The following is a 1,314-nucleotide window of genomic DNA, read 5'->3' as shown; positions in this document are numbered from 1 at the left end:
AGCCAGTACGGTACGAGCCGCCTGCGCGCCGGCGTTCCGCGCGGGGGCGGGGCGGGCTCGGCGGCGGGCGGTACGGGCGCGGCGGGCGGGGCTTCCGTGGTCGTCACGAGACCTCCTCGGCCACGGCCCCGGTGCCCGCGTCGATGTCCATGGCGGCGTCAAGGCCGAAGCTGTGCGCGGGATTCCAGTGCAGGACGACCTCGGCGCCCGGGCCGAGGCGCCCGTCCCGCTCGATGTTCTGCGCGTAGACCTCGAAGCCGGGGCAGACCGGGCTGTCGATCACATACTGCGTGGAGACCCCGATGAAGCTGGAGTCGGCGATCCGCCCGGTGATCCGGTTGCGGCCGTCGGGGATGGTCCCGGCGTCGTCGGCGTGCGCGAGGGAGATCTTCTCGGGCCGTACGCCGACGAGCAGCCGCCCGCCGCTCGTGGCCGGCGCGGAGCACCGGTCCGCGGGCAGCCGCAGCTTGGTGCCGCCAGCCGTGACCACCACGTCGCCGCCGCTGATCTCGGCGATCTCGGACTCGATCAGATTGGAGGTGCCGAGGAAGTTGGCGACGAAGGTGGTGTCCGGGTTCTCGTACAGATCGGCGGGGCTGCCGAGCTGCTCGACACGGCCCGCGTTCATCACCGCGACCGTGTCGGCCATGGTCATGGCCTCCTCCTGGTCGTGGGTGACATGGATGAAGGTGATGCCGACCTCGGTCTGGATGCGCTTGAGTTCGAGCTGCATCTGGCGGCGCAGCTTGAGGTCGAGGGCGCCCAGCGGTTCGTCCAGGAGCAGCACCTGCGGGTGGTTGATCAGCGCGCGGGCGACGGCGACCCGCTGCTGCTGTCCGCCGGAGAGCTGGTGCGGCTTGCGCTTGGCGTAGTCGCCGAGCTGGACCAGATCGAGCATGTCGCCGACCTGCTTGCGTACGGACTTGATGCCGCGGCGGCGCAGCCCGAAGGCGACGTTCTCGTAGATGTCGAGGTGCGGGAAGAGCGCGTAGCTCTGGAAGACGGTGTTCACGGGCCGCTTGTACGGGGGCAGTTCCGTGACGTCCTTGTCGCCCAGGAAGACCGTGCCGGTGGTCGGTTCCTCCAGGCCTGCGATCATCCGCAGGGTGGTGGTCTTGCCGCAGCCCGACGCGCCGAGGAGGGCGAAGAACGAGCCCTGGGGCACGGTGAGGTCGAGAGGCTTGACGGCTTGGAAGGACCCGTAGGTCTTGCTGATCCCGGTGAGGCGGACGTCGCCGCCGCCCCGGCTGGTGGATGCGGTCTCTGTCATGGGTAACGGTCCCGGGGATAAGGGGTGGACGGGCGGGCGGCGGG

The 1,314-nt window shown here is 70.4% G+C and carries 1 protein-coding gene; it reads right to left on the bottom strand.

Going from position 1 to position 1,314, the window contains the following annotated elements; translation table 11 throughout:
• Positions 1-103: 103 nt before the first annotated feature.
• A complete protein-coding gene (locus WH07_RS35485) occupies positions 104-1,270 on the bottom strand; it encodes an ABC transporter ATP-binding protein (protein ID WP_046509328.1) in 1,167 nt (388 codons plus the stop codon).
• Positions 1,271-1,314 lie beyond the last annotated feature (44 nt).

The sequence above is a fragment of the Streptomyces odonnellii genome (assembly GCF_000981895.1).
Classification (GTDB): Bacteria; Actinomycetota; Actinomycetes; order Streptomycetales; family Streptomycetaceae; genus Streptomyces; species Streptomyces odonnellii.
Note: the sequence above shows the minus strand (reverse complement) of the source record. Positions and strands in the feature narration are given on the sequence as shown.